The sequence below is a fragment of the Rhodopseudomonas infernalis genome, assembly GCF_022271405.1.
GTDB classification, from domain to species: Bacteria; Pseudomonadota; Alphaproteobacteria; order Rhizobiales; family Xanthobacteraceae; genus Rhodopseudomonas; species Rhodopseudomonas infernalis.
Window position 1 is genome coordinate 1 of the sequence record NZ_JAJNAL010000076.1, and the last position, 11,227, is coordinate 11,227.

The window sequence follows — 11,227 nt, forward strand, 5'->3', positions numbered from 1 at the left end:
CCCCGCGGGGGGGGGGGGGCGCCCGCCCCCCCCGCCCGCGGGGGGCGCCCCCGCGAAGAGTTCATCCGCTGTGCCCGCGGCTCACCCCACCCCGGCGTGTACCGCGCTTCGCGCGCCACACGCCGACCCTCCCCCTCAAGGGGAGGGTGAAGAGAGCTCTGAGCCGCAGCGCATCGCCATCACCATCAAGGTCGATTAAACTTCACGCCCCACTTCGAGTCGCCTGATGCCCGTTCGCCAACTCCCCGAAACCATCGTCAACCGCATCGCCGCCGGCGAGGTGGTGGAGCGGCCGGCGAGTGTGGTGAAGGAACTGGTCGAGAACGCGATCGATGCCGGTGCCAGCCGGATCGACATCTTCAGCGACGGCGGCGGGCGGCGGAAGATCGTGATCGCCGACGACGGCTCGGGCATGACCGCGGTCGATCTCGCGCTGGCGGTCGATCGCCATGCGACGTCGAAGCTCGACGACGAGGACCTGTTGCAGATCCGCACGCTCGGGTTTCGCGGCGAGGCGCTGCCGTCGATCGGTGCGGTGGCGCGGCTGTCGATCACCACGCGGCACGCGGCCGAGCCGCACGCCTGGGCGCTGCGGGTCGAGGGCGGCGACAAGAGCCCGATTGCGCCGGCGGCGCTGTCGCAGGGCACGCGGGTCGAAGTCGCCGATCTGTTCTTCGCCACGCCGGCCCGGCTGAAGTTTCTCAAGACCGATCGCACCGAGGCCGAAGCGATCCGCGAAGTGGTGCGCCGCCTTGCGATGGCGCGCCCCGACATCGCTTTCACGCTGGCGGGCGAGGAGCGAGCGCCGGTGACCTGGGCGGCGGCGCTGCCCGGCGCGCCGGGCCAGCTGATCCGGCTCGGTGATATCCTCGGCGCCGACTTCCGTGCCAACGCGATCGAAGTCCGCGCCGAGCGTGAAGGCGTTGTCGTCGAGGGGTTTGCCGCGTCGCCGTCGCTGACCAAAGCCAATGCGCTCGGGCAGTATCTGTTCGTCAACGGCCGGCCGGTACGCGACAAGCTGATCCTCGGGGCGGTGCGCGGCGCCTATGCCGATTACTTGCCGCGCGATCGCCATCCGGTGCTGGCGCTGTTCGTGACGCTGGATTCGCGCGAGGTCGATGCCAATGTGCATCCCGCCAAGACCGAAGTGCGCTTCCGCAATGCGGGCCTGGTCCGCGCGCTAATCGTGCATGCGCTCAAGGAGGGACTTGCGCGCGAGGGCCGGCGCACCGCCGCCAACAGCGCCAGCAGTGTGATCTCGACGTTCCGCCCGGGGGCGGCGCCGCCGGCGAATTGGGACTGGCGTAGTTCGCCGTCCTATCCGGTCGGCGGCGGCGCCGGCTTCGCAGCGCCGTCCTTCGCCGAGCGCACGCAGGCGACGTTCGATGTCGGCGCGCCGAGCGCCGACATTCGTTCGCACGAAATCGCGCCGGATCTGCTCGACCGTCCGCTCGGCGCGGCGCGGACGCAGATCCACGAAACCTACATCGTGTCGCAGACCCGCGGCGGACTGATCGTGGTGGATCAGCACGCCGCGCATGAGCGTATCGTCTACGAGCGATTGAAGGCATCGCTCGACGCCAATGGCGTGCAGCGGCAGATTTTGCTGATCCCCGATATCGTCGAGATGGACGAGGCGACGGTGGAACGTCTCGTCGCGCGCGCCGACGAACTGGCGAAGTTCGGCCTGGTGATCGAGAGCTTCGGCCCCGGAGCTGTGGCGGTGCGCGAGACGCCGTCGCTGCTCGGCAAGACCGATGCGTCGTCGCTGCTCCGCGATCTCGCCGAACACATGGCCGAATGGGACGAAGCGCTGCCGCTGGAGCGCCGCCTGATGCACGTCGCGGCGACGATGGCCTGCCACGGCTCGGTGCGGGCAGGGCGCGTGCTCAAGCCCGAAGAGATGAACGCGCTGCTGCGCGAAATGGAATCGACGCCGAACTCCGGCCAATGCAACCACGGCCGCCCGACCTATGTCGAACTGACGCTGACCGATATCGAGAAGCTGTTCGGGCGGAGATAGTTGCCGTGCGCGTGGAGCGCATTGCTTCAGCCCCAGGCACCGCGCGCTCCCTCTCCCGCTTGCGGGAGAGGGCTGGGGTGAGGGCGCCCCAGGCAGTGAGTCAGCTCATCGCGGAGGCGAGATTCCGGGTTCGCTCACTGCGTGAGCGCCCCGGAATGACTCGCGGAGGGGCCGTCGTTCAGAACACCTTCCGAACCCACCCGTGCGTATCCGGCGCGCGGCCGTATTGGATGTCGACGAGCTGCTTTCGCAGGCCCATCGCGACCTCGCCGGCGACGCCGCCGCTGATGGTGAAGTCGCCGCTCGCCGAACGCACCGTGCCGATCGGCGAGATCACCGCGGCGGTGCCGCAGGCGAAGGCTTCCTTGAGCTTGCCGCTGGCGGCGTCGGCGCGCCATTGCTCGATGGTGTAGGCCTCTTCGCGCACCGTGCGGCCGGCCTCGCGCGCCAGCGCGATGATCGAGTCGCGGGTGATGCCGGGCAGGATGGTGCCGAGCGGCGGCGTCGACAGCGAGCCGTCGTCGAACACGAAGAACACGTTCATGCCGCCGAGCTCTTCGACGTAACGGCGCTCGATCGCGTCGAGGAACACCACCTGGTCGCAGCCGTGCTCGATCGCTTCGGCCTGCGCGCGCAGCGACGCCGCGTAGTTGCCGCCGCATTTGACGCTGCCGGTGCCCCCGATCGCGGCCCGCGTGTACTGCTCGGACACCCAGATCGACACCGGGGCCGGGCCGCCCTTGAAGTACGAGCCGACCGGAGAGGCGATCACCGCGAAGATGTATTCGGCCGACGGCTTGACGCCGAGGAAGATCTCGCTGGCGATCATGAACGGCCGCAGGTAAAGGCTGCCTTCGCCGCCGGGGATCCAGTCGCGATCGATGCGCACGACCTGCTCGATCGCCTCGATGAAGATGTCTTCGGGCAACTGCGCCATCGCCATGCGATCGGCGCTATCGCGGAAGCGCCGCGCATTGGCGTCCGGCCGGAACAGGTTCACGCCGCCGTCGGCGCGCTTATAGGCCTTGAGCCCCTCGAAGATTTCCTGCGCGTAGTGCAGCACGGCGGTGGCCGGATCGAGCGGGAAGTTGCCGCGGGATTCGACCTTGGCGCTGTGCCAGCCCTTGCCGTGCTCATAGCGCACGATCGCCATGTGATCGGTGAACACCCGGCCGAAGCCCGGGTCTTTCAACTTGTCGGTGCGGTTTTGCAGCTCCGTCGGCTTCGCCGTGGGCTGGATGTCGAAGTTCAGCCAGACCGAGCCGTCGACCTTCTTGTCGAACGAGATTCCCATGGACCTGTCTCCTGGATCGGCGCGCCTGCAGGTGGCCGTGTTGTGCGAGCCCGGCATTCGCCGGCCGCGCTGGGTGATCGGCTCCCGGCGGGGCCGGGAGACATGCTTTGGCGGAATCCTTGAACTCCGCTATGTTTCTGCCGAGCCGTCCGACATTCGCATGCACGCCGTCCCGCCGCATCTGGTTATCGGGTGGCGCGGTGAGGGGTCGCAAGCGGAATAGTCGAATATTTCGTCTTGGTCGGCGGTTTTGTAACATAAAAACCAGATATGTCAACATGACTGACATAAATTTCAAAGGTTCGGAAAGCGAAGATGATCGCGTGCCCGCAGCGGTCGCGCGTCCGGCACCCGACGAGGTATCCACGGCCGTACCGCGCTGGGACATTATCGAGCTGCTGTTCTTCGCCTATCGGGACTTCGTCGGGGATGCCGACCATGTGCTGGAGGCGTTCGGCTTCGGCCGCGCCCACCACCGGGTGGTGCATTTCGTCTGTCGTTATCCGGGGCTCACCGTCGCCGATCTGCTCGACGTGCTGCGCATCACCAAGCAGTCGCTCGGGCGGGTGCTGAAACAACTGCTCGACGAGGGCTATATCGTCCAGAAGGCCGGCGACAGTGACCGCCGCCAACGCCTTCTTTTCGCCACCCCCAAGGGCGAGGCGCTGGTGGTGAAGCTCGCCGGGCTGCAGACCGACCGCATCGCCGACGCGCTGCGCGGCCTGGGCTCGGGCGAAGTGGAAGCGGTGAGCAAATTCCTGCGTGCCATGATCGACCGCGATGATCCGGACAAGGTGCTCCAGACCATCCTGCAGTCGAAGGCTGGCGCCAGCACAAAGGACGTCACGTGATTCAGCTCGCCGCATTGGCCAAGAAGCCGGTCCGCCCCGCCGACGATGCGCCGCATCTGCTGCTGGTGGACGACGACCGCCGCATCAGGGATCTGCTGTCGCGCTTCCTTGCCGGCGAAGGCTATCGGGTCACCACGGCGCAGAGCGTGCCGGATGCCCGCGCCAAGCTCGCCGGGCTGGATTTCGATCTACTGATCCTCGACGTGATGATGCCGGGTGAGACCGGTTTCGATCTGGCACGCTCGATTCGTGTGACGTCCGACGTGCCGATCGTGATGCTGACGGCACGGCACGAGGCCGAGGCGCGGATCGAAGGCCTGCAACTGGGCGCCGACGACTATGTGGCCAAGCCGTTCGAGCCGCGCGAACTGCTGCTGCGAATCTGCAACATCCTCAAGCGCACTTCGCCGGCGCCGGCCAGCAAGGCCGAGACCATCGCGTTCGGGCCTTACGTGTTTCACATCGATCGGGGCGAGTTGCGCCAGGGCGACGAGATCGTGCATCTCACCGACCGCGAGCGCGACATGCTGCGCGTGCTGGCCGCGGCGCCCGGCGAGACGGTGCCGCGCGGCGAACTGACCGGTGGCGGCGCCAATGCCAACGAGCGCGCGGTCGACGTGCAGATCAACCGGCTACGCCGCAAGATCGAGCGCGATCCGGCCAATCCGTTGTTCCTGCAAGCCGTCCGCGGCATCGGCTATCGCCTGGTGGCGGCGCCGTAGGGGCTGATTAGTTCGTGATGAGCAGAGCTTCGCCCCAGGCACTGCGTAACCTCTCCCCGCTCTGCGCGGGGAGAGGTCGGCGCGCTTTTGCGCGCCGGGTGAGGGGCCTGGCACGGCCTATGTCAGCAGCGCCGGCATTCGCGGAGAGGCCGTTGCCCCTCACCCCAACCCTCTCCCCGCAAGAGCGGGGCGAGGGAGCGCGCGCTGGGCGGGGCGGGAGCCGTGCTCTTGCACGAAAACTCTCCGCGCGAGCGTCCTCATGAGCACGATCGACACCGGGCTCACGCTGATCCGCTCCGCGTCGCGGCGGGTGTCGGCGGCGAATGGCTGGATGGGCCAGCGCTTCAACGACTTCATGCCGAAGGGGCTGTATGCCCGCGCGCTGCTGATCATCATCGTGCCGATGGTGCTGCTGCAATCGGTGATCGCCTTCGTGTTCATGGAGCGGCACTGGAACACGGTGACGCAGCGGCTCTCGGCGGCGGTGGTGCAGGACATCGCGGCGCTGATCGACGTCTACAAGAGCTATCCGCAGGACAAGGACAGCGCGGCGCTGCGCCGGATCGCGCAGACGCGGCTCGGCCTCGTGGTCGACTTCCTCGGCCCCGGCGAGATGCCGCCGCCTGGACCGAAACCGTTCTTCTCGCTGCTCGACCAGTCGATCTCTAAGCAGATCAGCCGTCAGATCGCGCGGCCGTTCTGGATCGACACGGTCGGCCGCTCCAACCTGGTCGAGATCCGCATCCAGCTCGACGACGCGGTGATGCGGGTGTTCGCACTGCGCAGCGCCGCCTATGCGTCGAACTCCGAGATCTTCCTGTTCTGGATGGTCGGCACCTCGACGGTGCTGCTGATCGTCGCTGTGCTGTTCTTGCGCAATCAGATCCGGCCGATCCTGCGGCTTGCCGACGCGGCCGAAAGTTTCGGCAAGGGCCGCGACGCACCGAACTTCAAGCCGCGCGGCGCCCGCGAGGTGCGGCGTGCCGCCTACGCGTTCATCGAAATGAAGAGCCGCGTCGAGCGCTCGATCGAGCAGCGCACCGCGATGCTGGCGGGCGTGTCGCACGACCTGCGCACCATCCTGACGCGCTTCAAGCTCGAGCTCGAACTGATTGGCGACGCGCCTGAAACCGAGGGCATGCGCAAGGACGTCGACGAGATGGCGGCGATGCTCGAGGCTTATCTGGCGTTCGCGCGCGGCGACTCGGGCGAGCAGGCGCAGCCGACCGACATGGCGGCGGCGCTCGAGGAATTGCGCAGCGACGCCGAGCGCCATGGCCACACCGCGACGGTGTCGTTCAGCGGCCAGCCGGTGGTGACGGTGAAGCCCGCGGCGTTCAAGCGCTGCCTCGCCAACCTGGTGTCGAACGCCGCGCGTCACGCGGACAGCATCGCGATCACCGGCCAACGCGATCATCGCTATCTCACCGTGATGATCGACGACGACGGCCCCGGCATTCCGGCCGCGATGCGCGAGGAAGTATTCAAGCCGTTCCTGCGGCTCGACGACGCCCGCAACCAGGACGAAGGCGGCACCGGCCTCGGCCTCGCCATCGCCCGCGACATCGCCCGCTCCCACGGCGGCGACATCACCCTGGGCGACAGCCCGATGGGCGGACTACGCGCGACCGTGCGGGTGCCGGTGTAGAACGTTGACGGGCGCGCGTCGTGCGGCCGTGTCGTTCGAAGCGCTGCCACGTCCTCAGTCGTCATCACCCGGTCGAGCCGGGCGATGACGGTGGTGCGTGGCGCGAGGCCGCGCTTACTTCGCCAATTCCCGCGACCTTTTCGCCGCGGCGGCTACGGCCTTGGTCAGCAGCGGGCGGAAGCCGTCGCCCGCCATCAGCACCTCGAGTGCGGCGGCGGTGGTGCCGCCGGGGGAGGTGACGTTCTTGCGCAGGGTCGCGGCATCCAGATCCGAGCGATGCAGCAGTTCGCCGGAGCCGGCGACGGTGGCGCGGGCGAGGGTCGTCGCCAGCGCTTCTGGCAGCCCGGCTTCGACGCCGGCGCGCGCGAGTTCTTCGGCGAGCAGAAACACATAGGCCGGGCCCGAGCCCGACACCGCGGTGACCGCGTCGATCAGCGCTTCGTCGTCGACCCATTCGACGCTGCCGGTAGCGCGCAGCAGCGCATCGGCGGTGGCGCGCTGCACGGAAGTGACGTCATCGGCTGCGACCGCCACCGTGATGCCGCGGCCGATCGCGGCCGGCGTGTTCGGCATCGCGCGGACGACATGGCCGCCGACCTTGGCCGCAAGTGTTTTGATCGGCATACCGGCCATCACCGACACCACCAGCGTCGACGGGCCGACATAGGCACGCAGCGCCTCGGCGGCGCCCGCGAAGGTCTGCGGCTTGACGGCGATCAGCATCGTCGACACGGCGCCGACATCGGCGGCGGCGGCGTTGAGGCGGACACCGCGCGCGGTCAGCGCCTTGATCTCGTCGGAGGGCTGCGGATCGACCACGACGACGTCGCCGGCATCGAGTCCCTGCGCCAGCCAGCCGGTCAGCATCGCGCCGCCCATCTTGCCGGCGCCCGCGAGCACCACATTGCCGGCGAGCTGAGCGAGCGGCCGCACTGGTTTGGTCGTCATGGAAAATCCCACCGTATTGAGCATCGTCGGCGACACTATCACCGATCGTCATCGCCGGGCTTGACCCGGCGATCCATCAATCTAATCCAAGATGATTTGCAGGACGATGGATGTCCGGGTCAAGCCCGGCCATGACGGCCTTTAAATGATGCCGAGACACACTCCGCACGGTAAAACCGAAGATCTATGCCTCGCCTTCGGTGTCGAACATTGCGGCGCTCATCGCTTCCGCCGCGGTCTTGCCGGCCCAGACGGTGAACTGGATCGCCGGATAGTAGCGCTCGCAGGCGCTGATCGAGCTGATCAGCATCGTCTCGCACTGCGCATTGGTGGCCGACAATCCGCCCGGCAGGATCAGCGCCTGGCGGTACATGATCGTGCCGGTATGGGTCCAGATATCGAAGTGACCGACCCAGAGCTGCTCGTTGACCGCTGCGATCAGTCGCTGCGTTTCGCCGCGCCGCGCCGCCGGCACTTTCATGTCGAACGCGCAGGCCAGATGCAGCGCCTCGATCTCGGCCATCCAGGTGAAGGACAGCGTGTAGTCGGTCCACTGCCCCTTCGCCGCGATGGTGATTTCGTCTTCGCCGGAGCGCTCGAACACCAGATCGTTCGAAGCGGCAATGTCCTCGACCGCCGCAAGCGGATTGGATGTGGTGGAATCGAAGATGCCTTCGAGCATGGCCATGCCGTCTCGACCTTCAGTTTGAATGTGCCTGATACGCATGTGGCAGGCCAGTACGCGCCTGTGCCCGGTGGATCGCTGCATCCTGCCCGATCCGGACGAACCGAGGTTGCAGAGATGAAATGATGTGATTTGCCGAATCCGTGCAATCCCGAGGCGAGTCCATCCACAGCCTAACGGCGGTCCGTCCACAGCTCGATCAGGATGCGGGAAGAACAAAACGGAATCGGATTCGCGTCTGCCGAGTCTGGCGGTTCGATTTCACCTGTCGCGAGTCGCCTCGGCCGTTAACCTTTGCTTCGATCTCGTGCGCTGGTAGCCTGAGCTTCGTTCCCAATTCCGAGGTAAGTGCCCGATGACCGAGACCGACTCCGCCGCAACGCCGCCGCCATCCGCGTACCCACGATTTGCGCGGCCGCAGCGCGTCGCCTTCGTGCAGTCGTCCTGGCATCACGACGTCGTGGCGGAGTGCTGGCAATCCTTCGCGCGCGAGATCGTGCTGCGCGGCGTCGCAGAGTCGCAGGTCGATTTGTTCGAGGTGCCCGGCTCGTTCGAAATTCCGCTCCACGTGCAAACGCTGGCCAAGACGCGCCGCTACACCGCGATCGTCGCGGCCGGTCTGGTGGTCGACGGCGGGCTGACCGGCTTCGTCGCCGAGACGGTGATCCGATCGCTGATGGAGGTGCAGCTGCGCACCGAAGTGCCGGTGTTCTCGGCGATCGCGACGCCGCAGACGCTCGACAGCGGCGACGATCAGATCGCGTTCTTCAAGCAGCATTTCGCCGCCAAGGGCGCCGAAGTCGCCCACGCCTGCGCCGACACGCTGCTCAGCCTCGAGCGCCTGCGCGGGCAGGTGGCGGCGGGGATCGTGTAGTTAGCCGCATTGGCGGGTGGAGCTTGTCGCCAACCTCTCGGTGGTCATTCCGGGGCGCGCCGCGGGGCTGCGCGAACCCGGAATCCAGAGGTTGTTGAATCGTTCCCGTCACCACGTCGGGATTCAGGGTTCGCGCGAAGACGCGCGCCCCGGAATGACGAATGAGAGGTGGGGAGCTAGTCGAACAGGCTCGACACCGACTCTTCGGACGCGGTGCGGTCGATGGCTTCGGCGATCAGGGAGGCGATCGGCAGGGTGCGGATGTTGTGCGCGTTGCGGACCGCTTCGGTCGGCTGGATGGAGTCGGTGATCACCAGCTCCTTCAGCTTCGAGCCGGTGATGCGGGCGCAGGCGCCGCCCGACAGCACGCCGTGGGTGATGTAGGCGTAGACTTCGGTCGCGCCGTTGGCGAGCAACGCTTCGGCGGCGTTCACCAGTGTGCCGCCGGAATCGACGATGTCGTCGAGCAGGATGCAGGTGTAGCCTTCGACTTCGCCGATCACGTTCATGACTTCGGACTCGCCGGCGCGTTCGCGGCGCTTGTCGATGATCGCCAGCGGGGTGTTGAGACGCTTGGCGAGGCCGCGGGCGCGCACCACACCGCCGACGTCCGGCGACACCACCATCGCCTTCGACAGGTCGAAGCGCTCCTTGATGTCGCGCACCATCACCGGCGAGGCGTAGAGGTTGTCGGTCGGGATGTCGAAGAAGCCCTGGATCTGCCCGGCGTGCAGGTCGAGCGTCATCACCCGGTCGACGCCGGCGTGCGTGATCAGGTTGGCGACCAGCTTGGCCGAAATCGGCGAGCGCGAGCCGACCTTGCGGTCCTGCCTGGCGTAGCCGAAATACGGAATCACCGCGGTGATGCGGCGCGCCGAGGCGCGGCGCAGCGCGTCGGTGATGATCAGCAGTTCCATCAGATGGTCGTTCGCCGGGAACGAGGTCGACTGGATGATGAAGACGTCCGAACCGCGGACGTTCTCCTGAATCTCGACGAAGATTTCGTTGTCGGCGAAGCGGCGGACGCTGGCCTTGGTCAGCGGCATCTTCAGCCAGTCGGCGATGTCGCGGGCCAGCGCCGGGTTGGAATTGCCGGCCACCAGTTTGACGGAGCCGTTCTTGCCCGACATCGACGCGTCTCCCCGCGTGGTGGATACTACGTTCAGCATATCGGTTGACTCACGAAAAACGGACGTCTTTGCGAGCGCAGGTGATATCAGCCGCCAGCGTGCGATGGCAACCCGTCGCAGGCGGTTTTCCGATGCGGATTCGACATAGGTCGTGTTTAGCGCGCTGCGAAGCTGAGTGAGCTTGCGGCTTCATCGGGTGGGACGGGCTCGGCGCTGGCGATCGCTGGTCCGGAAGTGGCCGGTGCAGTCGGCGCGGGAACGTCCGGCTGCGTCGGTAAGGTCCCGTTGACCAAACCGCTGACGCCGGTCAGCCCGGCTTGCGCAATCCGGCGCAGCACGGTGTCGTCTGCCTGGCCCCAGGCGTCGCGGCCGCCGGAGCGTCCGGTCGGCTCCTCGCCGGACAGCCGCAGCGTTCGCTGCTGGTTGCGATCGTAGACGTCCCAAACCCAGGCGATATTGGTGCGATTGCCGCGCACTTGTGCCGAGAGATAGCTGCGCACCCGATAGGCCGCGGAGCCTTCGCGCGACACCACGGCGACGCGGCGGAGCTTGGCTTCGCTGTCGAGCACCGACACCATGCGGTCGAAAACTTGCGGCGGCGGGCCGTCGATCGAGTCGAACGCGATGGTCGATCCGCCAGCGGAGGCCATCGGGCCGGCGCCGGGGCCGCCCTCGGTGACGCAGCCGGCCAATCCACCCATCAGTCCCAGCACCAGGACGGCGCGCTTCAGGCGCGAGGCGGGCTGTGGGAAGGGGCGATGGTTCATGCAGGGTCCCGTCGAACAGCGCGGCTGAGCAGCCGCCGGACGGACGAAGCGATATCGTTAAAATCCGTTAAGGTCTAGGGCAGCCAGGCTGCGGCGCTGTGTAGCGTCACCGGGATCTCACCCGCGTCGTGCGAAATTGACGAAAGATTTCAGTGAAGTGCGGCGACCGCCGCGCCGGCCCCTCCCCAGTCATTCCGGGTTTGGGCCCGGGGGGGGGGGGGGCCCCGGGAGAGGGGGGGGGGGGGGGAAGGGGGGGGGGGGGGGTTGGGGGGCGGGGGGTAACCC

At 67.3% G+C, this 11,227-nt stretch carries 10 protein-coding genes; 5 read left to right on the plus strand and 5 right to left on the minus strand.

The features are described 5' to 3' along the window. The first annotated feature begins 226 nt into the window (after positions 1 to 226). Positions 227 to 2,023 (plus strand): DNA mismatch repair endonuclease MutL, encoded by a 1,797-nt coding sequence (mutL, locus tag LPW26_RS25095; protein WP_238738489.1) that lies wholly within the window; start codon positions 227 to 229, stop codon positions 2,021 to 2,023. Between the two features lie 178 nt (positions 2,024 to 2,201). On the opposite strand, the gene LPW26_RS25100 is transcribed toward mutL, so the two are convergent. Beyond that, positions 2,202 to 3,317 carry a branched-chain amino acid aminotransferase gene (locus tag LPW26_RS25100; protein WP_238738490.1) on the minus strand — a complete coding sequence of 372 codons (1,116 nt, stop codon included), beginning with the start codon at positions 3,315 to 3,317 and terminating at the stop codon, positions 2,202 to 2,204. 278 nt (positions 3,318 to 3,595) lie between these two features. Here LPW26_RS25100 and LPW26_RS25105 point away from each other — a divergent pair, with 278 nt between their 5' ends. The 3 genes from LPW26_RS25105 (at position 3,596) to LPW26_RS25115 (ending at position 6,538) form a co-directional block, all read left to right on the plus strand. After that, on the plus strand, positions 3,596 to 4,168 hold the full coding sequence (locus LPW26_RS25105) for a MarR family winged helix-turn-helix transcriptional regulator (protein WP_238738491.1): 573 nt from the start codon (positions 3,596 to 3,598) through the stop codon (positions 4,166 to 4,168). Further along, a complete protein-coding gene (locus LPW26_RS25110) occupies positions 4,165 to 4,890 on the plus strand; it encodes a response regulator (RefSeq protein WP_238738492.1) in 726 nt (241 codons plus the stop codon). The genes LPW26_RS25105 and LPW26_RS25110 overlap by 4 nt, the downstream gene beginning before the upstream one ends. Positions 4,891 to 5,149: 259 nt before the next feature. Continuing rightward, positions 5,150 to 6,538 (plus strand): ATP-binding protein, encoded by a 1,389-nt coding sequence (locus LPW26_RS25115; RefSeq protein WP_238738493.1) that lies wholly within the window; start codon positions 5,150 to 5,152, stop codon positions 6,536 to 6,538. 114 nt (positions 6,539 to 6,652) lie between these two features. Here the strand turns inward: LPW26_RS25115 and proC are convergent, their stop codons facing one another. Together proC and LPW26_RS25125 are read right to left on the minus strand one after the other, a co-directional pair. Then, on the minus strand, positions 6,653 to 7,486 hold the full coding sequence (gene proC / locus LPW26_RS25120; protein ID WP_238738494.1) for a pyrroline-5-carboxylate reductase: 834 nt from the start codon (positions 7,484 to 7,486) through the stop codon (positions 6,653 to 6,655). A 184-nt stretch (positions 7,487 to 7,670) separates the two neighbouring features. Further along, positions 7,671 to 8,174: a type III secretion system chaperone family protein gene (locus LPW26_RS25125; protein ID WP_238738495.1), complete on the minus strand. Its 504-nt coding sequence runs from the start codon at positions 8,172 to 8,174 to the stop codon at positions 7,671 to 7,673. Positions 8,175 to 8,526: 352 nt separating this feature from the next. Between LPW26_RS25125 and LPW26_RS25130 the strand changes: the two genes are divergently transcribed. Then, positions 8,527 to 9,045: a 6,7-dimethyl-8-ribityllumazine synthase gene (locus tag LPW26_RS25130; protein ID WP_238738496.1), complete on the plus strand. Its 519-nt coding sequence runs from the start codon at positions 8,527 to 8,529 to the stop codon at positions 9,043 to 9,045. A gap of 176 nt (positions 9,046 to 9,221) precedes the next feature. Here the strand turns inward: LPW26_RS25130 and LPW26_RS25135 are convergent, their stop codons facing one another. Together LPW26_RS25135 and LPW26_RS25140 are read right to left on the minus strand one after the other, a co-directional pair. Next, on the minus strand, positions 9,222 to 10,175 hold the full coding sequence (locus LPW26_RS25135) for a ribose-phosphate pyrophosphokinase (RefSeq protein ID WP_238738497.1): 954 nt from the start codon (positions 10,173 to 10,175) through the stop codon (positions 9,222 to 9,224). A 155-nt stretch (positions 10,176 to 10,330) separates the two neighbouring features. Beyond that, a complete protein-coding gene (locus tag LPW26_RS25140; RefSeq protein ID WP_238738498.1) occupies positions 10,331 to 10,942 on the minus strand; it encodes a hypothetical protein in 612 nt (203 codons plus the stop codon). Between the last annotated feature and the right edge of the window lie 285 nt (positions 10,943 to 11,227).